Below are 23,903 nucleotides of genomic sequence, written 5' to 3'. Positions count from 1 at the left end.
CCGGTGTGCCGGATGATTATTTTACCTGGTCAAGCGCCGCACAAAGTTGTTTGGCGGCGAGGATAATACGTGGGCTTGCGCGTTCAAACCAGTCGCTGTGTAACGCAATCAACGAAATGGTGAGCTGATGTTGCCAAAAGCGCTGCGCTTCGGCAATGCGGCTGGCGTCGCCGGTCACCACGATCGCCTGCGGCTGGCGGGCCAGCACCTGTTCGCGGCTCACCTGCGGCCAGGGAACACGGCTGGTGGCAAAGATATTCTCGCCGCCGCACAGCCCCAGCACCTGATCCTGAATCGAACCGGGACCACTGGTGAATAGCGGCGCGGATCCGAACTGCAGGAAGACGCGTTTCTTCGGCGCATTGGCATAGCGCGCTTTCAGCGTATCGTATTCCTGCTGCATCGCCTGCGCCGCCTGCTGCGCTTTTTCCGGCTGCGGGCTCCACTGCGCCAGCTGACGCAAGGTGGCGATGATCTCTTCTATCGTCGAGGTCTGCACCCAGAGGACATGAATACCCAGCGACTGCAGCTGGTTAACCTGGCGTTCGGCATTGCCCCCGCGCCAGGCCAGCACCACGTCTGGCTTTAGCGCCACGATGCGCTCCAGGTTCATCCCCTGCCAGCTGGCAACCTGTTCTATGGTTTTGGCCTGCGGCGGATAATCGGAATAGCTGCTGACGCCGACCGGCGTGATCCCGGCGGCAAAGGCCAGTTCGGTATTGGCGGGGGAGAGGGTGACCACCCGCGGCGCGGCCAGTAGCCACGCCGGGGCGAGTAACAGCAGCGCGGCAAGCGCGAAGGATAGCGACTTAGCCACGTGCCAGGTTCTGTACCAGATTCTCCACCATCAGGGTGGACTGTCTGGCGGCGACCGCAAGGAACTCCTCAAAACTGAGGTGGGACTGCTGATCGGCCACGTCGGAGATGGCGCGAACCACCACGAAGGGAACCTTGAAGTTATGGCAGACGTGAGCGATGGCGGTCGCTTCCATTTCCACGGCGATTGCCTGCGGGAAATTATGGCGGATCTTCGCCAGCGCGACGGAGCCGTTAATGAAGGCATCGCCGCTGACGATCAGGCCGCGAACGGCATTGAGATCTAACGCTTTAATGCAGTCTTCGGCGGCGGCCACCAGCTTATCGTCCGCTTTAAAGCCCGCCGGGCAGCCAGGCAGCTGGCCATACTCATAACCGAAGGCGGTGACGTCGGCATCGTGGTAGCGCGCTTCATCGGAGACGACGATATCGCCGACCTTCAGCGTCGGCGCGAGGCCGCCGGCAGAACCGGTATTAATGATCACGTCAGGCTGGCAGCGCTCCAGCAGCAGGGTCGCGCCCGTCGCCGCCGCCACTTTCCCGATACCAGACTTCAGCAGAGCGACGTCAACGCCGTGAAGTTGGCCGGTATAGATTTCGCTCCCGCCAATAGTGATAGTCTGGCGGTTTTCGATTTTGTCGCGCAGGAGGGTAACTTCCTCTTCCATAGCGCCAATAATGCCAATTTTCATAGATTTACTCGCGATGTGTCAGGTTTAGTTGCATAGTCTATCATGCGCTTAAGGGGAAGCGTATTGCTCGCGCGGGAGAGGCTATGGCAAAGATTGATTTTCGCAACAAGATAAACTGGCGTCGACGCTTCCGTTCGCCGCCGCGGGTGGAGACGGAGCGCGACATCCTGCGGATCTTCGAAAGCGATCGCGGGCGGATCGTCAACTCGCCGGCCATCCGCCGCCTACAGCAAAAAACCCAGGTCTTCCCGCTGGAGCGCAACGCGGCGGTCCGTACTCGCCTGACCCACTCGCTGGAGGTGCAGCAGGTGGGGCGCTATATCGCCAAAGAAGTGCTGAGCAGGCTGAAAGAGCAGAAGCTACTGGAAGAGTATGGCCTGGAAGAGCTGACCGGGCCATTCGAGAGCGTGGTTGAAATGGCCTGCCTGATGCACGACATTGGCAACCCGCCGTTTGGCCACTTTGGCGAGGCGGCGATTAACGACTGGTTTCGCCAGCGCCTGGCCCCCGGCGATGCGCTCGGCCAGCCGTTGACCGACGATCGCTGCGAGGTGCAGGCGTTACGCCTGCACGAAGGGGAAACGGCGCTGAATGCGCTGCGGCGTAAAGTGCGCCAGGATCTCTGCAGCTTTGAGGGCAACGCGCAGGGGATTCGTCTGGTCCACACGCTGATGCGGATGAATCTGACCTGGGCGCAGGTGGGCTGCATCCTGAAATATACCCGACCGGCGTGGTGGTTCGAGGCGACGCCAGCCAGTCACAGTTATTTAATGAAGAAGCCTGGCTATTATTTAGCCGAAGAAGAGTATGTCGCGCGCCTGCGTAAAGAACTGGATCTGGCACCTTACAATCGATTCCCATTAACCTGGATTATGGAGGCCGCGGATGACATCTCATATTGCGTCGCGGATCTCGAGGACGCGGTTGAAAAACGTATTTTCAGCGCCGAGCAGCTTTATCAGCATCTTTACGACGCCTGGGGCAACCATGAAAAAGGATCGTTATTCTCTCAGGTAGTGGAAAATGCCTGGGAAAAATCGCGAGCTAATTACCTGCGACAGAGCGCGGAAGATCAGTTTTTTATGTATTTGCGGGTAAACACGCTGAATAAGCTGGTGCCCTACGCGGCGCGCCGATTTATTGATAACCTGCCGGCCATCTTCACTGGCGACTTTAATCATGCGCTGCTTGAGGACGATAGCGATTGCAGCCAGCTGCTGGAACTCTATAAAAATGTAGCGATGAAACAGGTCTTTAGCCATCCGGATGTCGAGCAGCTGGAATTGCAGGGCTACCGGGTGATTAGCGGCCTGCTGGATATCTATCAGCCGCTGCTGAAATTATCTCTGGAGGATTTCAGCGAATTAGTGGCGCAGGAGCGGGTACGGCGGTTACCCATTGCCTCCCGGCTGTATCAGAAACTTTCAACCCGTCACCGGCTGGCCTATGTTGAAGCAGTAAATAAGCTGGTGCGCACGGCGCCTGAATTTGCGCTGATGGAATACTATTATCGCTGCCGTCTGATCCAGGATTATATCAGCGGAATGACGGATTTGTATGCGTGGGATGAATATCGGCGACTGATGGCGGTGGAATAGGCTGGAGTTTTGTAAAGATGGACAATAAATTTTTACTTTTTCCAGAAACTTAATTCCGGAACTTAGCGCTATAAAATGACTCTGATAGTCACGTACACAGCAACTTTCGTTATCTGATATTGAGATTGAAACTGATGAAAAAAACCACGTTAGCAATGAGTGCACTGGCTCTGAGTTTAGGTCTGGCGTTGTCCCCGCTCTCTGCGAGCGCGGCAGAAACGGCATCTTCGGCCACTAATGCACAGCAGATGCCAAGCCTGGCCCCGATGCTGGAGAAGGTGATGCCATCGGTGGTGAGCATTAACGTTGAAGGTAGCACCACTGTTAATACCCCACGGATGCCGCGTAACTTCCAGCAGTTCTTTGGCGATAATTCGCCGTTCTGCCAGGATGGTTCTCCTTTCCAGAGTTCACCGTTTTGCCAGGGCGGTGGACAGGGCGGTCAGCCTGACGGCGGCCAGCAGCAGAAATTCATGGCGCTGGGCTCCGGCGTCATCATTGATGCGGCCAAAGGGTATGTGGTGACCAACAACCACGTTGTGGACAACGCCACCACGATTAAGGTTCAACTGAGCGATGGCCGTAAGTTTGATGCCAAAGTCGTGGGCAAAGATCCGCGCTCCGATATCGCGCTGATTCAGATTCAGGATCCGAAAAACCTGACGGCGATTAAGCTGGCTGATTCTGACGCGCTGCGCGTCGGCGACTACACCGTGGCTATCGGTAACCCGTTTGGTCTGGGCGAAACCGTGACCTCCGGGATTGTCTCCGCGCTGGGCCGTAGCGGCCTGAACGTGGAAAACTACGAAAACTTTATCCAGACCGATGCGGCGATTAACCGCGGGAACTCCGGCGGCGCGCTGGTGAACCTCAACGGCGAGCTGATCGGCATTAACACCGCCATCCTGGCGCCGGACGGCGGCAACATCGGTATCGGTTTTGCTATCCCGAGCAACATGGTAAAAAACCTGACCGAGCAGATGGTGAAATATGGCCAGGTGAAACGCGGTGAGCTCGGCATCATGGGTACCGAACTGAACTCTGAACTGGCGAAAGCGATGAAAGTCGACGCCCAGCGCGGCGCCTTTGTCAGCCAGGTGATGCCAGGTTCGGCAGCCGCCAAAGCGGGCATTAAAGCCGGCGACGTGATCACCACCCTCAATGGCAAGGCGATCAGCAGCTTCGCCGCGCTACGTGCTCAGGTCGGCACCATGCCTATCGGCAGCAAAGTTGAGCTTGGCCTGCTCCGCGACGGCAAACCGGTCACCGTTACCGTCGAACTGCAGCAGAGCAACCAGACCCAGGTGGATTCAAGCACCATCTTCAACGGGATTGAAGGGGCGGAAATGAGTAACAAGGGTCAGGATAAGGGCGTGGTGGTCAACAATGTGAAAGCCGGCACCCCGGCGGCGCAGATTGGCCTCAAGAAAGGCGATATCATTGTCGGGGCGAATCAGCAGCCGGTGAAAAACATCGCCGATCTGCGGAAAATCTTCGACGCCAAACCGTCCGTGCTGGCGCTGAACATTCAGCGCGGCGACGCCTCTATCTACCTGCTGTTGCAGTAATCGTCAGCGCAAGCGCCACAGCCCCTTCCCTCGCCGAGGGCAGGGGCTTTTTTTTCGTTCTGTGACCACTTCCACAACTCCACATATCTCGCCCCGCCTTCGGGCATATGCACAATGCAGCAGGACGGAGACTCTTTTATGCTGGTGCCCTGCATAGGGGAGGATTACATGGCTGGCTGGCATCTTGATACCAAAATGGCACAGGATATTGTGGCGCGCACGATGCGCATCATCGATACCAACATCAACGTGATGGATGCCCGCGGGCGGATTATCGGCAGCGGCGATCGGGAAAGAATTGGTGAATTGCACGAAGGCGCGCTGCTGGTGCTTTCCCAGGGGCGGGTGGTGGATATCGACGATGCGGTCGCTCGCCATCTGCACGGCGTGCGTCAGGGGATCAACCTGCCGCTACGCCTCGAAGGTGAAATCGTCGGGGTGATCGGCCTGACCGGCGAGCCGGAGTCGCTGCGGAAATATGGCGAGCTGGTGTGCATGACGGCAGAGATGATGCTGGAGCAGTCGCGGCTGATGCATCTCCTGGCGCAGGACAGCCGCCTGCGCGAAGAGCTGGTGATGAACCTGATTCAGGCGGAAGAGCATACCCCGGCGCTGAACGAATGGGCTCAGCGGTTAGGTATCGATCTCAATCAGCCGCGGGTGGTGGCGATGATTGAGGTGGACAGCGGCCAGCTCGGCGTGGACAGCGCGATGGCGGAACTGCAGCAGTTGCAGAACGCGCTGACCACCCCCGATCGCAATAATCTGGTGGCCATTGTGTCACTCACGGAAATGGTGGTGCTGAAACCGGCGCTGAACAGCTTTGGCCGCTGGGACGCCGACGATCACGTCCGCCGCGTCGAGCAGCTTATCGCCAGGATGAAAGAGAATGGTCAGCTCCGCTTTCGCGTGGCGCTGGGCAACTTCTTCACCGGTCCCGGGAGTATCGCCCGCTCTTACCGTACCGCACGGACGACCATGATGGTGGGTAAGCAACGAATGCCGGAGAGCCGCAGCTATTTCTATCAGGATCTGATGCTGCCGGTGCTGCTCGACAGCCTGCGCGGCGGCTGGCAGGCCAATGAACTGGCCCGTCCGCTGGCGCGTCTGAAGGCTATGGATAACAACGGTTTGCTGCGGCGTACGCTGCAGGCGTGGTTTCGCCATAACGTGCAGCCGCTGGCGACATCAAAGGCGCTGTTTATTCATCGCAATACCCTGGAGTATCGGTTGAACCGTATCTCGGAGCTGACCGGTCTGGATCTCGGCAGCTTTGACGATCGGCTGCTGCTCTATATAGCCCTGCAGCTGGATGAGCAACGATAGGGAGTCGAGATAAAAATGCCGGGAGGCGGTTCGCCTTACCCGGCCTGGAGGATGCATGGCGTAAGCGGCAGATTATATTGGTTGCCCGGTCAGGCGGTGCGCCGCCGGGAACGCTGTCACTTACGGGTAAGTTTTTCCAGATCGGCTTCGATTTCGCTGATCTTATTGGTGACCACGCTTTCCAGATGGCGTAAATCGTCGAGGATTTTACGCTTGAGATCGATTTCAGTGCGATCGCGCTGGCAGATCTGATCCAGTTCGTCGATGACGTAGCGCAGATTGGGGCTGATCTCCTGGACTTCTTTGTAGCCCTGGCCGACGCCGTCGGCGACAACGGTTTTGCGCTGACGCGGGTATTTAAACTTCACGCTCTTGGCGAAGAATTCGCCTTTGTCTTTCTGAAAATAGATTTTCAGGATGTCGTTGTTAGCTTCCTGCCGCAGGCTATAGCGATCGATCTCATCAGGGTTGGTAATGCCAAGACTTTTCAGATTATCGTACATAACGGTACCTTTGATAGCATCATAACCATTGAATAATTAACGAAAAAATCCATTTTCGCCAGCATCAAATATAAAAAAAGCGGGATATCTCCCGCTTTTTATTTGCTTTAGTCGATGGTGCGCAGCAGTTCGTTAATGCCGACTTTGCCGCGGGTTTTGGCATCGACTTTCTTAACGATCACCGCGCAGTACAGGCTGTATTTACCATCCTTCGACGGCAGGTTGCCTGACACGACTACCGAGCCAGCCGGTACGCGGCCGTAGAAGACTTCACCGGTTTCGCGATCGTAGATTTTGGTGCTCTGACCCAGGTAAACGCCCATGGAGATGACGGAGCCTTCTTCGACAATCACCCCTTCAACCACTTCAGAGCGCGCGCCGATGAAGCAGTTGTCTTCGATGATGGTCGGGTTCGCCTGCAGCGGCTCCAGTACGCCACCGATGCCGACGCCGCCGGACAGGTGAACGTTTTTACCGATCTGCGCGCAGGAGCCGACGGTAGCCCAGGTATCAACCATGGTGCCTTCGTCAACGTAGGCGCCGATGTTAACGTAGGACGGCATCAGCACGGTGTTGCGGGCGATGAATGCGCCCTGACGTACCGCTGCCGGCGGCACCACGCGGAAACCTTCTTTCTGGAAACGCGCTTCGTCATAGTCAGCGAATTTCATCGGTACTTTATCGAAGTAGCGGCTTTCCGCACCATCGATAACCTGGTTATCGTTAATACGGAAAGAGAGCAGTACCGCTTTCTTCAGCCATTGATGCGTCACCCACTGACCATCGATCTTCTCAGCGACGCGCAGCGCGCCGGAATCCAGAAGGGCGATAACCTGGTTTACCGCTTCGCGGGTCACGGTATCCACATTGGCCGGCGTGATGTCGGCGCGACGCTCGAAGGCGGACTCAATAACGTTCTGTAACTGCTGCATTGTTTCTTTCCATTCACTAAAAAAAATACGTCACCCTTTATCGTTTGGATTGAGGGCCTCTGTCAACCGTTGTTGCACTTCTTGTTGTAGCTCATTATTAAGGCCACGCCGGTCGGCGGTGGCGATTATAAATAAATCTTCTACTCGCTCACCAATTGTCGTAATTCGCGCCCCGTGAAGCGAAATACCGAGGTCGGCGAACACCTGGCCGACGCGGGCGAGCAGCCCTGGCTGATCGAGCGCAATCAGCTCGAGAAACGATTTTCGATCGGTATGGGTCGGCAGGAAATTCACCTCTGTCGGCACAGAGAAGTGACGCAGTTTTGCCGCCTGACGACGCGGGGCCGGGGGTTCCCAGCTGCGCTGAGTTATCGTCTGTTCAAGACCGTGGCGAATCGCGTCGTGGCGGTCAGCGGAAAGCGGGCTGCCGTCGGGTTCGAGGACAATAAAGGTATCCATCGCCATGCCGTCGCGGGTGGTGAAGATCTGCGCGTCGTGGACGCTAAGGTTGCGGCGGTCCAGTTCGCCGCACACCGCGGCAAACAGATAAGGGCGATCCGGGCTCCAGATAAAAATCTCCGTACCGCCGCGGGTGGCCTGCGAACTCAGCAGGATCATCGGCTTATTCAGATCGTGACGCAGCAGGTTGCGGGCGTGCCAGGCGAGCTGCGTCGGCGTATGCCGCACGAAATAGTTGGCGCGGCAGCGGTTCCAGATCTGATGCAGCGCCTCTTCATTAATATTGTCCATCCGCAGCAGGGCCAGCGCCTGCAGCTGATGATGACGCACCCGTTCGCGCATATCCGGGGTGCTTTGCATGCCCCGACGCAGCTGTTTCTCGGTGGCGAAATAGAGTTCGCGCAGCAGACTCTGCTTCCAGCTGTTCCACAGCGTTTCGTTGGTGGCGCAGATGTCGGCGACGGTCAGGCACACCAGATAGCGCAGGCGATTTTCCGTTTGCACTTCCTCGGCGAACTGCTTAATCACCTCCGGATCCTGAATGTCGCGCCGCTGGGCGGTGACCGACATCAGCAGATGGTGACGCACCAGCCAGGCGACCAGCTGCGTTTCGCGAGAGTTCAGTCCGTGCAGCTCGGCAAACTTCAGCACATCCTGCGCGCCGAGGATCGAGTGGTCGCCGCCACGCCCTTTCGCAATGTCGTGGAACAGGGCGGCGATTAAAATCAGCTCCGGGTGCGTTAAGCGCGGCCATAGCTCCACGCACAGCGGGTGGCGGCTGCGGGTTTCTTCTTTGGCAAAGCTCTCCAGCTTCAGCATCACGCGGATGGTGTGTTCATCGACGGTGTAGGCGTGAAACAGATCGAACTGCATCTGGCCGACGATATGTGACCACTGCGGCATATAGGCCCACAGCACGCTGTGGCGATGCATCGGCAGCAGTCCGCGGCTGACCGCCCCCTGATGGCGCAGCATGCTGAGAAAGAGCGTGCGCGCCTCCGGGATATAGCACAGCGGCTGGGTCAGATGGCGCCGGGCATGGCGCAGATGGCGCAACGTCGTGGAGTAGATGCCGGTGATGGTGCTGTTGCGTACCATCATATAAAACATGCGCAGAATGGCCTGCGGTTCGCGAATAAACAGCGTGTCGTCACGCAGATCGATAAGGGTGCCGCGCAGCTGGAAGTCATCGTCTATCGGGCGCGGTTTTTCATCCTCGGTCAGGGCGAGAATAGCCTCTTCAAACAGCTGAAGCAGCATCTGGTTCAGCTCGCTCACCCGGCGGGTGACGCGGAAGAAGTCCTTCATCATATGCTCAATCGGCTGGTTGCCGTCGCCTTCATAGCCAAGCCGGCGGGCGACGCTGAGCTGGCGGTCGAAAAGCAGACGGTTGTCATAGCGAGTGAGCTCGAGATGCAGCGCGAAACGGATGCGCCACAGCTGATGCAGACACTCGTTGAGCTCATTGCGCTCGGCTTCGGTCAGAAAGCCGAAGCCGACCATCTCATCCATCGAGGTGGCGCCAAAATGACGGCGAGCCACCCACTGTAGCGTATGGATATCCCGCAGGCCGCCGGGGCTGCTTTTCACGTCCGGCTCCAGGTTATAGCTGGTGCCGTGATAGCGTTGATGACGGACGTTCTGCTCTTCCACCTTGGCGGCGAAGAACTTTTCCGATGGCCAGAAGCCGTCGCTAAAAATATGTTTTTGCAGTTCAAGGAACAGCGCGACGTCGCCGATCAGCAGGCGCGATTCAATCAAGTTAGTGGCGACGGTGAGATCCGAAAGTCCTTCGAGCAGACACTCTTCGAGGGTGCGCACGCTGTGGCCCACCTCCAGCTTGACGTCCCACAGCAGCGTCAGCAGTTCGCCGACCTTTTGCGCCTGGTCGTCCGGCAGCTTTTTGCGGCTGAGGATCAGCAGGTCGACGTCAGAGAGCGGGTGCAGCTCGCCGCGGCCATAGCCGCCGACGGCCACCAGCGCCAGATCGCAGACGGATTCAAAACCGTAGGCGATCCACAACCGCTGCAGCAGCTGGTCGATAAATTCGGTGCGCGCCGCAATGAGCTGCTCCGCGGCGATGCCGGAGTCAAACGCCTCGCCCAGCCAGTGCTGGAAGGTATCGATGTGCGCCTTAATTGCAGCACAGTTCAGATCGCCCTGCGGCCAGCTCACCGGATGTTCCGGCGGGACGGGCAGAAGAGGGGAGGCTGTGTCAGGTAATGAGTTGCTCATCGCGTCACCATAAGAAAAAACTATCTAATAAAAAAGCCGGCGGGCGCCGGCTTTTCATCATTCATCGTGCGAGATTATCGCCGGGATGGTGTCATCCTTGCGTAGCGTCAGAATTTCGCAGCCGTTGTCTGTCACCACAATAGTATGCTCGTACTGCGCAGACAAGCTCCGGTCTTTAGTTTTCACCGTCCAGCCGTCTTTCATGCTGCGGATCTCTTTTTTACCCGCGTTGACCATCGGCTCGATGGTGAAGGTCATGCCGGGTTTGAGCACAACGTTGGTTTCTGGTGAGTCGTAGTGCAGCACCTGCGGCTCTTCATGGAAGCCGCGGCCGATACCGTGGCCACAGTATTCGCGCACCACGGAAAAACCTTCGGCTTCAACGTATTTCTGGATCGCCCCGCCGATAGTGCGCAGGTTGATCCCCGGCTTCACCATTTTCAGCGCCAGATACAGGCTTTCCTGAGTGATGCGGCACAGGCGCTCGCCGAGAATCGTCGGTTTACCGACGATAAACATTTTGGAGGTGTCGCCATGGAAATCATCTTTAATGACCGTCACGTCGATGTTAACGATATCGCCATCTTTCAGCAGTTTGCCGTCGTCAGGGATACCGTGGCAAACCACTTCGTTGACCGAAATGCAGACGGACTTCGGATAGCCGTGATAGCCGAGGCAGGCGGAAATGGCCTTCTGCTCGTTAACGATATAGTCGTTACAGATGCGGTCCAGTTCGCCGGTGCTGACGCCAGGTTTAACCCAGGGTTCGATCATTTCCAGCACTTCAGCGGCCAGGCGGCCGGCAACGCGCATTTTTTCAATGTCTTCAGATGTCTTGATAGAGATAGCCATGGAGTATGTCCAGCAGTGTCGATATTTTCGACAATAATAGAGTAAGTCCTGCCAATGGTAACAGTCCGGGCAGGCTGGTGCCAAATTGAGAATCATTAACAGCACGTGGCGTCAACAAGAGTTGGTGTCTGGGCGGATTTTGTGGTATAAAGCGCGCCGGACTTCCGTTCCATCTCAGATACACAAGGATGGGACGTAAGCGACATACTCATATTGTGTAAATAACACACACGTATCGACACATATTCCGGGGTGCCCTTTGGGGTCGGTAATATGGGATACGTGGAGGCATAACCCCAATTTAATCTATAGAGGTTTTAAACATGGCAACTGTTTCCATGCGCGACATGCTCAAGGCTGGTGTTCACTTTGGTCACCAGACCCGTTACTGGAACCCGAAAATGAAGCCTTTCATCTTCGGCGCGCGTAACAAAGTTCACATCATCAACCTTGAGAAAACGGTACCGATGTTCAACGAAGCTCTGGCTGAGCTGAACAAAATCTCTGCCCGTAAAGGCAAGATCCTGTTCGTGGGTACTAAGCGCGCTGCAAGCGAAGCGGTAAAAGAAGCTGCTAACAGCTGCGACCAGTTCTTCGTGAACCATCGCTGGCTGGGCGGTATGCTGACTAACTGGAAAACCGTTCGTCAGTCCATCAAACGTCTGAAAGACCTGGAAACTCAGTCCCAGGACGGTACTTTCGACAAGCTGACCAAGAAAGAAGCGCTGATGCGCACTCGTGAGCTGGACAAGCTGGAAAACAGCCTGGGCGGTATCAAAGACATGGGCGGCCTGCCGGACGCACTGTTCGTTATCGACGCTGACCACGAGCACATCGCTATCAAAGAAGCAAACAACCTGGGTATCCCGGTATTTGCTATCGTTGATACCAACTCTGATCCGGACGGCGTAGACTTCGTTATCCCGGGTAACGACGATGCAATCCGCGCAGTAAGCCTGTACCTGGGCGCTGTTGCTGCTACCGTTCGTGAAGGTCGCTCTCAGGACCTGGCTTCTCAGGCGGAAGAAAGCTTCGTAGAAGCTGAATAATAAGGTTTAAGCCCTTATTAGTACCGTGTATGAATAGGGGCCCATTACAGGCCCCTTTTTTCAATTTACGCTGTTTGGCCGTAGGCCGGGCAGTATCCACATCTCCCGAGGATTTTAGAATGGCTGAAATTACCGCTTCCCTGGTAAAAGAACTGCGCGAACGTACTGGCGCAGGCATGATGGATTGCAAAAAAGCGCTGACTGAAGCGAATGGCGACATCGAGCTGGCAATCGAAAACATGCGTAAATCCGGCGCGATCAAAGCGGCGAAGAAAGCAGGCAACGTGGCTGCTGACGGCGTGATCAAAACCAAAATCGAAGGCAACTACGGTTACATTCTGGAAGTTAACTGCCAGACTGACTTCGTTGCTAAAGATGGTGGTTTCCAGGCATTTGCTGACAAAGTACTGGACGCTGCTGTTGCGGGTAAAATCTCCGACGTTGAAGTTCTGAAAGCGCAGTTCGAAGAAGAACGCGTTGCGCTGGTTGCTAAAATCGGTGAGAACATCAACATCCGTCGTATCGCTGTTCTGGAAGGCGACGTACTGGGTAGCTACCAGCACGGTGCGCGCATCGGTGTTCTGGTTGCCGCTAAAGGCGCTGACGAAGAGCTGGTTAAGCAGCTGGCAATGCACGTTGCAGCAAGCAAGCCGGAATTCGTTAAGCCGGAAGACGTGTCTGCTGAAGTGGTAGAGAAAGAGTACCAGGTTCAGCTGGACATCGCGATGCAGTCCGGTAAGCCGAAAGAAATCGCAGAGAAAATGGTTGAAGGCCGCATGAAGAAATTCACCGGCGAAGTTTCTCTGACGGGTCAGCCTTTCGTAATGGAGCCGAGCAAATCTGTTGGTCAGCTGCTGAAAGAGCACAACGCTGACGTGACTGGCTTCATCCGCTTTGAAGTGGGCGAAGGCATCGAGAAAGTTGAGACTGACTTTGCAGCAGAAGTTGCTGCGATGTCCAAGCAGTCTTAATTTTTACAAGGAGCCGCCTGAGGGCGGCTTCTTTTTGCGCCCATTTTGTAAATTCAGCCAACTGCGTATAGTGACCGCGCTGAAATGCGACATACAATGTCGCCAGAATTCTCATATCTCATTCGTTGACAGTCTCAGGAAAGAAACATGGCTACCAATGCAAAACCCGTCTACAAACGTATTCTGCTGAAATTAAGTGGCGAAGCGCTGCAGGGCTCAGAAGGCTTCGGTATTGATGCAAGCATACTTGACCGCATGGCTCAGGAGATCAAAGAGCTGGTCGAGCTGGGTATTCAGGTTGGCGTAGTAATTGGTGGTGGTAACCTGTTCCGTGGTGCTGGTCTGGCGAAAGCGGGTATGAACCGCGTTGTGGGCGACCACATGGGCATGCTGGCAACGGTCATGAACGGCCTGGCAATGCGTGATGCGCTCCACCGCGCCTATGTGAACGCTCGTCTGATGTCCGCCATCCCGCTGAACGGCGTGTGCGACAACTACAGCTGGGCAGAGGCGATCAGCCTGCTGCGCAACAACCGCGTGGTGATCCTCTCCGCAGGCACCGGCAACCCGTTCTTTACCACCGATTCCGCAGCCTGCCTGCGTGGTATTGAAATTGAAGCCGACGTGGTGCTGAAAGCGACCAAGGTTGACGGTGTGTTTACCGCGGATCCGGCAAAAGATCCTTCTGCCACCATGTACGATCAGCTGACCTACAGCGAAGTGCTGGATAAAGAGCTGAAAGTGATGGATCTGGCGGCCTTCACCCTGGCGCGTGACCACAAATTGCCGATTCGCGTCTTCAATATGAACAAACCCGGCGCCCTGCGTCGCGTGGTCATGGGCGAAAAAGAAGGCACATTGATCACGGAATAATTCCCGTCAGCGCCAAATCCGGGTAATATTCCGCTTTACTTTCGCGGGGATATTGCCCGGAGATTTTCATTAAATCTGACTATACTTAGCTCATTTTCCGACGGGTGTCCCGTCTGGTCTGACTGAGACAAGCTTTCAAGGATTCGTAACGTGATTAGCGATATCAGAAAAGATGCTGAAATCCGCATGGAAAAATGCGTCGAAGCATTCAAAAACCAAATCAGCAAAATTCGCACGGGTCGTGCTTCTCCGAGCCTGCTGGACGGGATTGTTGTTGAATACTACGGTACGCCGACTCCGCTGCGCCAGCTGGCCAGCGTCACCGTCGAAGACTCCCGTACCCTGAAAATCAACGTCTTTGACCGTTCTATGTCTGCGGCTGTCGAAAAAGCGATCATGGCGTCTGACCTCGGTCTGAACCCAAGCTCCGCCGGCAGCGATATTCGTGTTCCGCTGCCGCCGCTGACCGAAGAGCGTCGTAAAGATCTGACCAAGATCGTCCGTGGCGAAGCTGAGCAGGCGCGTGTCGCCGTGCGTAACGTTCGCCGTGACGCGAACGACAAAGTTAAAGCGCTGCTGAAAGAGAAAGAGATCAGCGAAGATGACGATCGCCGTTCTCAGGACGACGTGCAGAAAATGACTGACGCCGCCATCAAGAAAGTTGACGCGGCGCTGGCAGATAAAGAAGCGGAACTGATGCAGTTCTGATGCTCTGCTGTTGCTCGGGCCGATACTTCCTGGCCTGAGTAAAATCTGAAACGCCGTACAGAAGACTGTACGCTCAATTCTCGGGATTGCGTTGAGCCGGCTGGCCTTGTAGCCTTTAGCGCTAAGTTGAAGGCCTGATGCCGCCGCCTTATCCCCGATAGTTGTTGCGTAGGGGCTTGCTGGCGGCGTTTTGCTTTTTATTCTGTTTCCTTTCTTCTGGACGTCTCATGAAGCAATTAACCGTTCTCGGTTCGACCGGCTCCATTGGCTGTAGCACGCTGGACGTGGTACGCCATAACCCTGGTTGCTTTTCCGTCGCCGCGCTGGTCGCGGGGAAAAACGTTGACCGCATGGTTGAACAATGCCTGGAATTTACTCCGCGTTACGCCGTGATGGATGATGCGCAAAGCGCTGAGCGGTTGCGCATCCGTCTGCATGAGCATGGCTGCCGTACCGAGGTGCTGAGCGGCCAGCAGGCGGCGGCTGAGGTCGCGGCGCTGGATGAGGTCGATCAGGTGATGGCGGCAATCGTCGGCGCGGCGGGGCTGGTACCGACGCTGGCGGCGATCCGCGCCGGGAAAACCGTGTTGTTGGCGAATAAAGAATCGCTGGTGACCTGCGGTCGCTTGTTCATGGAGGCCGTTCAGCGGTCGGGGGCGCGATTGCTGCCGGTCGATAGCGAACATAACGCGATTTTTCAGAGTATGCCGGAGACAATTCAACAGCATCTGGGATACGCTGACCTCACCCGGAATGGCGTCTCGTCCATTCTGTTAACCGGTTCCGGGGGGCCTTTCCGCGAGACGGACGTGGCTGAACTATCGGCGATGACCCCGGATCAGGCCTGCCGCCATCCCAACTGGTCGATGGGACGTAAGATCTCCGTCGATTCAGCCACGATGATGAACAAAGGTCTGGAATATATTGAAGCGCGCTGGCTGTTCAATGCTTCGGCGCAGCAGATGGAAGTGCTGATCCACCCGCAGTCGGTGATCCACTCGATGGTTCGCTATCAGGACGGCAGCGTGCTGGCCCAGCTTGGGGAGCCGGATATGCGCACGCCGATTGCTCATACCATGGGCTGGCCACAGCGCCTGAGCTCCGGGGTCAAACCACTGGACTTCTGCCAGCTGAGCAACCTGAGCTTCTCCGCGCCGGACTACGCCCGCTATCCCTGCCTGAAGCTGGCGATGGACGCGTTTGACGTCGGCCAGGCGGCCACCACGGCGCTGAATGCGGCCAATGAAGAGTCGGTTGCCGCGTTTCTGCATGGCGATATCCGCTTTACCGATATTGCGGCGGTGAATCTGGCGGTGCTGGATAAGATGAACCTGCAGGAGCCGCAAAGCATTGATGATGTTCTGGTTATCGACGCTGACGCTCGTGCGGTAGCTCACCAGCAGCTTAATCGTTTGGGCGCGCAGGCGTAACGCGGTGGTATTTGTGGGCGAAAGGCTTCGGTGATATAGTCTGCGCCACCCGATCGTTGCATTTTGTTGTTAAAGATTACGGTGGCCGTGGCAAAACACGGCTTTTTTGCGTAAAGCTTTTGGTTGTTCTCTGCGATTGGCTGCAGCCCCGGCATCGGATAAAAATGCGTATCCAGCGCGGCCCGGTGGCCTCTGTTTGGTGGCTAGTTAATCCTTATTATGGACTTAAAACGCGTGATGTTGTCTGCTAATCAAACTGTCAGCGAAATATCGCCAACACATGGCTGCCGTCATGTCGCCATTATTATGGATGGCAACGGCCGTTGGGCGAAACGGCAAGGTAAAATTCGCGCTTTCGGGCACAAGGCCGGTGCGAAATCCGTGCGTCGCGCGGTCTCCTTCGCGGCGAATAATGGAATTGAGGCGTTAACGTTATACGCGTTCAGCAGCGAAAACTGGAACCGTCCAGCCCAGGAAGTCAGCGCGCTGATGGAACTGTTCGTCTGGGCGCTGGATAGCGAAGTCAAAAGTCTGCACCGACACAATGTGCGTTTGCGGGTCATTGGCGACACCACGCGCTTCAATGCGCGCCTGCAGGAACGCATCCGCAAAGCGGAAGCGTTGACCGCAAACAATACCGGCTTAACGCTGAACATTGCGGCAAATTACGGCGGTCGCTGGGATATTACCCAGGGCGTTCGTCTGCTGGCGAAACAAGTACAGGACGGGACGCTGCTGCCTGAAGAGATCACGGAAGAGATGCTGAGTCAGCAGGTCTGCATGCATGAACTGGCTCCCGTTGATTTAGTTATTAGGACCGGGGGAGAGCACCGAATAAGTAACTTTTTGATTTGGCAAATTGCCTATGCCGAACTTTACTTTACGGATGTTCTTTGGCCCGATTTTGCTGAACAGGACTTTGAAGGTGCACTCCATGCCTTTGTTAATCGAGAGCGTCGTTTCGGCGGCACTGAGCCGGGTGGCAGTCATGCCTGATGGGGGTCACTTTTGCTGAAGTATCGCCTGATATCTGCTTTCGTCTTAATTCCCGTCGTCATTGCGGCGCTGTTCTTATTGCCGCCGATGGGATTTGCTATCGTGACCCTCGTGGTCTGCATGCTCGCCGCGTGGGAGTGGGGGCAACTGAGCGGTTTCACCTCAACGTCGCAGCGGGTCTGGCTGGCGGTGCTGTGCGGCCTTCTGCTGGCTGCCATGCTTTTTCTGCTGCCTGAATACCATTATGACGTTCATCAACCGATGGTGGAAGGTTCACTATGGGCCTCATTCGCCTGGTGGATCGTCGCGCTGTTGCTGGTGTTATCGTACCCGGCGTCGGCGGCATTCTGGCGCCATTCCAAAGTGCTGCGCCTTATCTTCGGCATATTGACCATTGTTCCGTTTTTCTGGGGCATGCTGGCGCTGCGCGCCTGGCACTATACCGATAATCACTACAGCGGTGCGGTGTGGCTGCTGTACGTCATGATCCTGGTCTGGGGAGCCGACTCTGGCGCCTACATGTTTGGCAAAATGTTCGGCAAGCATAAGCTGGCGCCGAAGGTTTCACCGGGAAAAACCTGGCAGGGTTTTTTTGGCGGTTTGCTGACGGCGGCCGTGATCTCCTGGGCTTACGGGGTGTGGGCGCATCTTGACGTCACGCCGACGGTGCTGCTGGTCTGTTCCGTGGTGGCGGCCCTGGCTTCCGTGCTGGGCGATCTGACGGAAAGTATGTTTAAGCGCGAGGCCGGCATTAAGGATAGCGGGCACTTGATTCCCGGACACGGCGGTATTCTCGATCGTATCGACAGCCTGACGGCGGCGGTACCGGTCTTCGCCTGTCTGCTACTGTTGGTCTTCAGGACGATTTGACGGAAGGTTATATGCTGAGCGTGCTCTGGAATCTGGCAGCTTTTATCATTGCGCTTGGCGTACTGATTACGGTGCATGAGTTTGGCCATTTTTGGGTGGCGCGCCGCTGCGGCATCCGGGTTGAGCGTTTTTCTATCGGCTTTGGCAAAGCGCTGTGGCGGCGGATGGATAAGCAGGGCACGGAGTTCGTGATTGCCCTGATCCCGCTGGGCGGCTACGTCAAGATGCTGGACGAGCGCGTCGAGGCGGTGGCGCCGGAGATGCGCCACTACGCCTTCAACAATAAAACCGTCGGCCAGCGTGCGGCGGTGATTGCCGCCGGCCCCATCGCTAACTTCATTTTCGCTATCTTTGCTTACTGGCTGGTCTTTATTATCGGCGTTCCTGGCGTGCGACCGGTGGTGGGTGAAATAACGCCCAATTCGGTTGCCGCGCAAGCACAAATTGCAAAAGGAACGGAACTTAAAGCGATAGATGGTATCGAAACGCCTGATTGGGATGCGGTGCGTATGCAGCTGGTCGCCAAAATCGGCAACCCGCAAACAATACTTACCGTCGCCCCTTTCGGGACCAATCAGCGCCAGGATAAAATCGTCGATCTGCGGCACTGGGCGTTTGAGCCAGACAAGCAAGATCCCGTGACCTCGCTGGGGATCCAGCCGCGCAGCGCGCAGATTGATACGGTGCTGGCGGAGGTCCAGACGGGCTCGGCAGCTCAGAAAGCGGGTTTGCAAGCGGGCGATCGGATCGTTAAAGTCGATGGTCAACCGTTAACGCAGTGGATGACGTTTGTTAATCTGGTGCGCGATAATCCGGGCAAAGCGCTGGCGCTGGAGATTGAACGGCAGGGGAGTGCGCTGCCGTTAACCCTGACGCCGGATGCGAAAACGGTAAAAGGTAAGGCAGAAGGGTTCGCAGGGGTGGTGCCAAAGGTCATCCCGCTACCTGAGGAATACAAGACAGTACGTCAGTACGGACCGTTTGCCGCCATCGCTGAAGCCACGGATAAAACCTGGCAGCTGATGTCACTGACGGTCAGGATGCTGGGTAAATTGATAACCGGTGATGTCAAACTGAACAACCTCAGTGGGCCGATCTCTATCGCTCAGGGGGCTGGAATGTCAGCGGAGTTTGGGTTGATTTATTATCTGATGTTCCTTGCGCTGATTAGCGTGAACCTCGGAATCATCAACCTGTTCCCACTGCCCGTACTGGATGGGGGACATCTGCTGTTTTTAGCGATCGAAAAGCTGAAGGGCGGGCCGGTATCCGAGCGAGTTCAAGACTTTAGTTATCGCATTGGCTCAATACTGCTGGTGCTGTTAATGGGGCTTGCACTTTTCAATGATTTCTCTCGGTTATAAGAGAGTTTGTTAGGAAGAACGCATAATAACGATGGCGATGAAAAAGTTGCTCATAGCGTCGCTGCTGTTTAGCAGCGCGACTGTATACGGTGCTGAAGGGTTCGTGGTGAAGGACATTCATTTCGAAGGCTTGCAGCGTGTCGCTGTTGGTGCCGCCCTCCTCAGTATGCCAGTGCGTCCTGGCGATACGGTGACCGACGATGATATCAGTAACACTATTCGCGCGCTGTTTGCCACTGGCAACTTTGAGGACGTCCGCGTCCTGCGCGATGGTGATACCCTGCTGGTGCAGGTGAAAGAGCGTCCGACGATCGCCAGCATCACCTTCTCCGGCAATAAGTCGGTGAAAGATGACATGCTCAAGCAGAACCTCGAGGCCTCTGGTGTTCGGGTGGGCGAGTCGCTTGACCGCACGACGATCGCGGATATCGAGAAGGGTCTGGAGGATTTCTACTACAGCGTTGGTAAATACAGCGCCAGCGTCAAAGCGGTTGTGACGCCGCTGCCGCGTAACCGTGTCGATCTGAAGCTGGTCTTCCAGGAAGGCGTCTCCGCAAAAATTCAGCAGATCAATATCGTCGGCAACCATGCGTTTTCGACCGATGAACTGATCTCCCACTTCCAGCTGCGCGATGAGGTACCGTGGTGGAACGTGGTCGGCGACCGTAAATACCAGAAGCAGAAGCTGGCGGGCGACCTTGAAACCCTGCGCAGCTACTATCTGGATCGCGGTTATGCCCGTTTCAATATCGATTCTACTCAGGTTAGCCTGACGCCGGACAAGAAAGGGATCTACATTACCGTCAACATCACCGAAGGCGATCAGTACAAGCTTTCCGGGGTGCAGGTAACGGGCGATCTCGCGGGCCATTCGGCCGAAATCGAAGCGCTGACCAAAGTCGAGCCGGGCGAACTGTACAACGGCGCGAAAGTAACCAAGATGGAAAACGACATCAAGAAACTGTTGGGTCGTTATGGTTACGCCTACCCGCGCGTTCAGTCGCAGCCGGAAATCAACGACAGCGATAAGACCGTCAAACTGCACGTCAACGTCGATGCGGGTAACCGCTATTACGTGCGTAAAATTCGCTTCGAAGGTAACGACACCTCCAAAGATGCCGTCCTGCGCCGCGAAATGCGCCAGATGGAAGGCGCATGGCTGGGGAGCGATCTCGTCGATCAGGGTAAAGACCGCCTCAACCGTTTAGGCTTCTTCGAAACGGTGGATACCGATACCCAACGCGTGCCGGGCAGCCCGGACCAGGTCGACGTTGTCTACAAGGTGAAAGAGCGTAACACCGGTAGCTTCAACTTCGGTATCGGCTACGGTACCGAAAGCGGCGTCAGCTTCCAGGCGGGCGTCCAGCAGGATAACTGGTTAGGTACCGGTTATGCGGTCGGGATCAACGGCACCAAAAACGATTACCAGACCTATACCGAACTGTCGGTGACCAACCCGTACTTCACCGTTGACGGTGTGAGCCTCGGCGGCCGTATCTTCTATAATGACTTTGATGCGAACGATGCGGATCTGTCTGACTATACCAACAAAAGCTATGGTACAGACGTCACGCTGGGCTTCCCGGTCAACGAATACAACACGCTGCGCGCCGGGGTCGGTTATGTTCATAACTCCCTGTCCAATATGCAGCCGCAGGTGGCGATGTGGCGTTACCTGAACTCGATGGGCCAGTATCCGGACAACACCAACGACCGGAACTCGTTCAGTGCGAATGACTTCACCTTCAACTACGGTTGGACCTATAACAAGCTTGACCGCGGCTTCTTCCCAACGGAAGGTTCGCGCGTCAACCTGAACGGTAAAGTGACCATTCCGGGCTCAGACAACGAATACTACAAAGCGACGCTGGATACCGCCACCTATGTGCCGATCGACAACGATCACCAGTGGGTAGTGCTGGGTCGTACCCGCTTTGGCTATGGCGATGGTATCGGCGGCAAAGAGATGCCGTTCTATGAGAACTTCTATGCCGGTGGTTCCAGCACCGTGCGTGGCTTCCAGTCGAACACCATTGGTCCGAAGGCGGTGTACTTCCCGTCGAGCAGCCGTCATGATGGCGATAGCGGTTATACCAATGACTGTAAGAGCACCGAATCCGCGCCGTGTAAATCCGATGATGCGGTGGGTGGTAACGCGATGGCGGTGGCCAGCCTGGAGCTGATTACCCCGACGCCGTTTATTAGTGACAAATATGCGAACTCGGTCCGTACTTCCGTCTTCTGGGATATGGGTACCGTATGGGATACTCACTGGGATTCGAACGCCTATGGCGGTTACCCGGATTACAGTGATCCGAGCAACATCCGTATGTCTGCGGGTATTGCCGTGCAGTGGATGTCGCCGTTGGGGCCGTTGGTCTTCTCCTACGCCCAACCGTTCAAAAAGTACGATGGAGACAAAGCCGAACAGTTCCAGTTTAACATTGGTAAAACCTGGTAATTGTTGGCGGCAACGGAATGCAAGTGCAGTATAGCGCTGACTGTAGGCGATAACGCGGTTATCGCCTCGCCACGCAAATAACGGTACCCCTGGGTACTCATGGGATGGTAAGGAGTTTATTGTGAAAAAGTGGTTATTAGCTGCAGGTCTGGGTTTGGCAATGGTAACTTCCGCTCAGGCGGCAGATAAAATTGCCCTGGTGAACATGAACAGCCTGTTCCAACAGGTTGCCCAGAAAACTGGCGTTTCCAACACGCTGGAAAACGAGTTCAAAGGCCGCGCTAGCGAACTGCAGCGTATGGAAGGCGACCTGCAGTCTAAAATGCAGCGTCTGCAGTCCATGAAGCCGGGCGCCGATCGTACCAAACTGGAAAAAGACGTGATGGCTCAGCGCCAGACCTTCTCCCAGAAAGCGCAGGCGTTTGAACAGGATCGCGCACGTCGTTCCAACGAAGAGCGTGGCAAACTGGTTACCCGCATCCAGACTGCTGTACAGAGCGTAGCGAAAGATCAGAGCATCGATCTGGTGGTTGACGCAAATGCCGTTGCATACAACAGCAGCGATGTAAAAGACATCACCGCTGATGTGCTGAAACAGGTTAAATAAGTAATGCCTTCAATTCGACTGGCTGATCTCGCGCAGCAGTTGGATGCAGAATTACACGGTGATGGCGATATCGTCATCACCGGCGTTGCGTCCATGCAGAGCGCGAAAACGGGCCAAATCACTTTCATGGTCAACCCTAAGTACCGTGAACACCTGGCCGCTTGTCAGGCTTCTGCCGTTGTCATGACGCAGGATGATTTGCCTTTTGCCCATAGCGCCGCGCTGGTAGTGCGTAATCCCTACCTGACCTACGCGCGCATGGCTCAAATTCTTGATACCACGCCGCAGCCGGCACAGGATATCGCGCCGAGCGCGGTCATCGATCCGTCGGCGAAGCTGGGTAACAACGTGGCGATCGGCGCTAACGCGGTTATCGAATCCGGTGTTGTACTGGGCGATAACGTGGCGATCGGCGCAGGCTGCTTCGTTGGGAAAAATACGAAAATCGGTGCCGGCTCGCGTTTGTGGGCCAATGTGACCATTTACCATGAGATTGAGATCGGCGAGAATTGCCTGATCCAGTCCAGCACGGTGATCGGCGCGGATGGCTTCGGTTATGCTAACGATCGCGGTAACTGGGTCAAGATCCCGCAACTGGGTCGCGTCATTATTGGCGATCGCGTGGAGATTGGCGCCTGCACCACCATCGATCGCGGCGCGCTGGACGATACCCTTATCGGTAACGGCGTTATCATTGATAACCAGTGTCAGATTGCGCATAACGTGGTGATTGGCGACAATACCGCGGTTGCCGGCGGCGTTATCATGGCGGGCAGCCTGAAAATTGGCCGCTACTGCATGATTGGCGGCGCCAGCGTGATTAACGGCCATATGGAAATCTGCGATAAAGTCACCGTCACGGGGATGGGGATGGTGATGCGTCCTATCTCTGAACCTGGCGTATACTCCTCCGGTATTCCGCTGCAGCCGAACAAGGCGTGGCGTAAAACTGCGGCGCTGGTGATGAATATTGACGAGATGAGCAAGCGCCTGAAAGCGATTGAGCGCAAGGTTAATCAACAAGACTAATTCATCATTTGGTCACATGACATTTCCGGCCTGTTGCATTCGCTAAAAGATTGCCGCAGGCCGTGTTATTATTGCCTTTTAGTACATTTAGACAGGAAGAGTATTTTGACTACTGACACTCATACTCTGCACATTGAAGAGATTCTGGAACTTCTGCCTCACCGTTACCCGTTCCTGCTGGTAGACCGCGTGCTGGATTTTGAAGAAGGTCGTTTTCTGCGCGCAGTAAAAAATGTTTCTGTAAACGAGCCGTTTTTCCAGGGGCACTTCCCTGGTAAGCCGATTTTGCCTGGCGTGCTGATTCTGGAAGCGATGGCGCAGGCCACCGGGATTCTGGCATTTAAAAGCGTCGGAAAACTGGAGCCAGGCGAGCTGTATTATTTCGCAGGCATCGACGAAGCGCGCTTCAAACGTCCGGTAGTACCAGGCGATCAGATGATTATGGAAGTCACTTTCGAGAAAACCCGCCGCGGCCTGACCCGTTTCAAAGGCGTCGCGCTGGTTGACGGTAAAGTGGTATGCGAAGCGACGATGATGTGTGCGCGTAGCCGGGAGGCCTGATAC

The 23,903-nt window shown here is 55.8% G+C and carries 21 protein-coding genes; 15 read left to right on the top strand and 6 right to left on the bottom strand.

What is annotated here, in order from left to right:
• Positions 1–16: 16 nt before the first annotated feature.
• Together btuF and mtnN are read right to left on the bottom strand one after the other, a co-directional pair.
• On the bottom strand, positions 17–817 hold the full coding sequence (btuF, locus tag NKJ21_RS13430; protein ID WP_012542811.1) for a vitamin B12 ABC transporter substrate-binding protein BtuF: 801 nt from the start codon (positions 815–817) through the stop codon (positions 17–19).
• Positions 810–1,508 carry a 5'-methylthioadenosine/S-adenosylhomocysteine nucleosidase gene (gene mtnN, locus NKJ21_RS13425; protein WP_008807361.1) on the bottom strand — a complete coding sequence of 233 codons (699 nt, stop codon included), beginning with the start codon at positions 1,506–1,508 and terminating at the stop codon, positions 810–812. Before mtnN ends, btuF begins: the two co-directional genes overlap by 8 nt.
• 83 nt (positions 1,509–1,591) lie before the next feature.
• On the opposite strand from mtnN, the gene dgt reads away from it, so the two are divergent.
• From dgt to cdaR, 3 genes are all read left to right on the top strand, one after another.
• Positions 1,592–3,106 (top strand): dGTPase, encoded by a 1,515-nt coding sequence (gene dgt / locus NKJ21_RS13420; protein WP_008807360.1) that lies wholly within the window; start codon positions 1,592–1,594, stop codon positions 3,104–3,106.
• A gap of 134 nt (positions 3,107–3,240) precedes the next feature.
• The gene (degP, locus tag NKJ21_RS13415; protein WP_008807359.1) at positions 3,241–4,674 is read left to right on the top strand and encodes a serine endoprotease DegP; all 1,434 of its coding nucleotides are present in this window, start codon (positions 3,241–3,243) and stop codon (positions 4,672–4,674) included.
• A 168-nt stretch (positions 4,675–4,842) separates the two neighbouring features.
• Complete coding sequence (gene cdaR / locus NKJ21_RS13410) at positions 4,843–6,000, top strand: DNA-binding transcriptional regulator CdaR (RefSeq protein ID WP_002889289.1); 1,158 nt, start codon at positions 4,843–4,845, stop codon at positions 5,998–6,000.
• Between the two features lie 116 nt (positions 6,001–6,116).
• Here the strand turns inward: cdaR and NKJ21_RS13405 are convergent, their stop codons facing one another.
• From NKJ21_RS13405 to map, 4 genes are all read right to left on the bottom strand, one after another.
• The gene (locus tag NKJ21_RS13405) at positions 6,117–6,503 is read right to left on the bottom strand and encodes a DUF3461 family protein (RefSeq protein ID WP_002889292.1); all 387 of its coding nucleotides are present in this window, start codon (positions 6,501–6,503) and stop codon (positions 6,117–6,119) included.
• A gap of 107 nt (positions 6,504–6,610) precedes the next feature.
• The gene (dapD, locus tag NKJ21_RS13400) at positions 6,611–7,435 is read right to left on the bottom strand and encodes a 2,3,4,5-tetrahydropyridine-2,6-dicarboxylate N-succinyltransferase (RefSeq protein ID WP_002889295.1); all 825 of its coding nucleotides are present in this window, start codon (positions 7,433–7,435) and stop codon (positions 6,611–6,613) included.
• Between the two features lie 30 nt (positions 7,436–7,465).
• Positions 7,466–10,129 (bottom strand): bifunctional uridylyltransferase/uridylyl-removing protein GlnD, encoded by a 2,664-nt coding sequence (gene glnD / locus NKJ21_RS13395; protein WP_012542810.1) that lies wholly within the window; start codon positions 10,127–10,129, stop codon positions 7,466–7,468.
• Between the two features lie 57 nt (positions 10,130–10,186).
• The gene (gene map, locus NKJ21_RS13390; protein WP_117123533.1) at positions 10,187–10,981 is read right to left on the bottom strand and encodes a type I methionyl aminopeptidase; all 795 of its coding nucleotides are present in this window, start codon (positions 10,979–10,981) and stop codon (positions 10,187–10,189) included.
• A gap of 323 nt (positions 10,982–11,304) precedes the next feature.
• On the opposite strand from map, the gene rpsB reads away from it, so the two are divergent.
• The 12 genes from rpsB (at position 11,305) to fabZ (ending at position 23,900) form a co-directional block, all read left to right on the top strand.
• Positions 11,305–12,030, top strand: a complete 726-nt coding sequence (gene rpsB, locus NKJ21_RS13385; protein WP_008807356.1) for a 30S ribosomal protein S2 — start codon at positions 11,305–11,307, stop codon at positions 12,028–12,030.
• Between the two features lie 119 nt (positions 12,031–12,149).
• Positions 12,150–13,001 (top strand): translation elongation factor Ts, encoded by an 852-nt coding sequence (gene tsf / locus NKJ21_RS13380; protein WP_004151930.1) that lies wholly within the window; start codon positions 12,150–12,152, stop codon positions 12,999–13,001.
• Positions 13,002–13,148: 147 nt separating this feature from the next.
• Positions 13,149–13,874, top strand: a complete 726-nt coding sequence (gene pyrH, locus NKJ21_RS13375; protein ID WP_004098747.1) for a UMP kinase — start codon at positions 13,149–13,151, stop codon at positions 13,872–13,874.
• 150 nt (positions 13,875–14,024) lie between these two features.
• Positions 14,025–14,582, top strand: a complete 558-nt coding sequence (gene frr, locus NKJ21_RS13370) for a ribosome recycling factor (protein ID WP_002889308.1) — start codon at positions 14,025–14,027, stop codon at positions 14,580–14,582.
• Positions 14,583–14,809: 227 nt separating this feature from the next.
• Complete coding sequence (gene ispC / locus NKJ21_RS13365) at positions 14,810–16,012, top strand: 1-deoxy-D-xylulose-5-phosphate reductoisomerase (protein ID WP_016160323.1); 1,203 nt, start codon at positions 14,810–14,812, stop codon at positions 16,010–16,012.
• A gap of 237 nt (positions 16,013–16,249) precedes the next feature.
• Entirely contained in the window at positions 16,250–17,008 is a 759-nt protein-coding gene (gene ispU / locus NKJ21_RS13360; protein ID WP_012968905.1) for a (2E,6E)-farnesyl-diphosphate-specific ditrans,polycis-undecaprenyl-diphosphate synthase, read from the top strand.
• Between the two features lie 12 nt (positions 17,009–17,020).
• On the top strand, positions 17,021–17,878 hold the full coding sequence (gene cdsA, locus NKJ21_RS13355; RefSeq protein WP_008807353.1) for a phosphatidate cytidylyltransferase: 858 nt from the start codon (positions 17,021–17,023) through the stop codon (positions 17,876–17,878).
• An 11-nt stretch (positions 17,879–17,889) separates the two neighbouring features.
• Complete coding sequence (rseP, locus tag NKJ21_RS13350) at positions 17,890–19,242, top strand: sigma E protease regulator RseP (RefSeq protein ID WP_008807352.1); 1,353 nt, start codon at positions 17,890–17,892, stop codon at positions 19,240–19,242.
• 31 nt (positions 19,243–19,273) lie between these two features.
• Positions 19,274–21,703: an outer membrane protein assembly factor BamA gene (gene bamA / locus NKJ21_RS13345; protein WP_008807351.1), complete on the top strand. Its 2,430-nt coding sequence runs from the start codon at positions 19,274–19,276 to the stop codon at positions 21,701–21,703.
• Between the two features lie 121 nt (positions 21,704–21,824).
• Positions 21,825–22,310 (top strand): molecular chaperone Skp, encoded by a 486-nt coding sequence (gene skp, locus NKJ21_RS13340; RefSeq protein ID WP_002889325.1) that lies wholly within the window; start codon positions 21,825–21,827, stop codon positions 22,308–22,310.
• Positions 22,311–22,313: 3 nt separating this feature from the next.
• Positions 22,314–23,339 carry a UDP-3-O-(3-hydroxymyristoyl)glucosamine N-acyltransferase gene (lpxD, locus tag NKJ21_RS13335; protein ID WP_022065546.1) on the top strand — a complete coding sequence of 342 codons (1,026 nt, stop codon included), beginning with the start codon at positions 22,314–22,316 and terminating at the stop codon, positions 23,337–23,339.
• A 105-nt stretch (positions 23,340–23,444) separates the two neighbouring features.
• The gene (gene fabZ / locus NKJ21_RS13330) at positions 23,445–23,900 is read left to right on the top strand and encodes a 3-hydroxyacyl-ACP dehydratase FabZ (RefSeq protein WP_004145858.1); all 456 of its coding nucleotides are present in this window, start codon (positions 23,445–23,447) and stop codon (positions 23,898–23,900) included.
• Positions 23,901–23,903: the final 3 nt, after the last annotated feature.

This window comes from Klebsiella sp. SWET4 (assembly GCF_024296565.1).
Taxonomy (GTDB): domain Bacteria; phylum Pseudomonadota; class Gammaproteobacteria; order Enterobacterales; family Enterobacteriaceae; genus Klebsiella; species Klebsiella variicola.
This window is presented reverse-complemented; position numbering and strand designations above follow the sequence as displayed.